This is a genomic window from Caballeronia calidae (assembly GCF_900044055.2).
Lineage (GTDB): Bacteria > Pseudomonadota > Gammaproteobacteria > Burkholderiales > Burkholderiaceae > Caballeronia > Caballeronia calidae.
This window is the reverse complement of record NZ_FCOX02000377.1, coordinates 1-509: the sequence shown is the minus strand read 5'-3', so window position 1 is coordinate 509 and position 509 is coordinate 1. Positions and strand designations below refer to the sequence as shown.

Below are 509 nucleotides of genomic sequence, written 5' to 3'. Positions count from 1 at the left end.
TCGCCCGGATAGGCCGGATCGAGCGGCACATAGGCGCCGCCCGCCTTGAGAATGGCCAGCAGCGCGACGATCAGCTCCGCTCTGCGAGCCATGCACAGCGCCACACGGGTCTCGGGACGCACGCCCAGACCGATCAGGTGATGCGCAAGCCGGTTGGCGCGCGCATTGAGTTGCGCATAGGTGAGTGACTCGTCTTCGAAGACGAGTGCGGTTGCATCGGGCGTGCGTCGGACCTGCTGCTCGAACAACTGATGGATGCACACATCATCGGGATAAGCCGCAGCCGTGTCGTTCCAGCGTTCGAGCAGCGCGTGCTCTTCAGGCAGCATGAATTCGAGCGCATGCAACGGTGCATCGGGCTGATCGAGGGCTTGCTCCAGCAAACGCGCGAAGCGTTCGCCCAGCCGGGCGATGGTCGCTTCGTCGAACAAATCGGTGGCGTAGCTGAATCGGCCGGCGAGCCCGTGCTGGGCAGTCTGAGCCAGACTGAGGGTGAGATCGAACTTGGC

General features: G+C 63.9%; 1 protein-coding gene. It reads right to left on the bottom strand.

The window, feature by feature from the left end:
• The coding region (locus AWB78_RS43115; RefSeq protein ID WP_157697940.1) for an AMP-binding protein at positions 1-509 on the bottom strand (509 nt) is incomplete at both ends.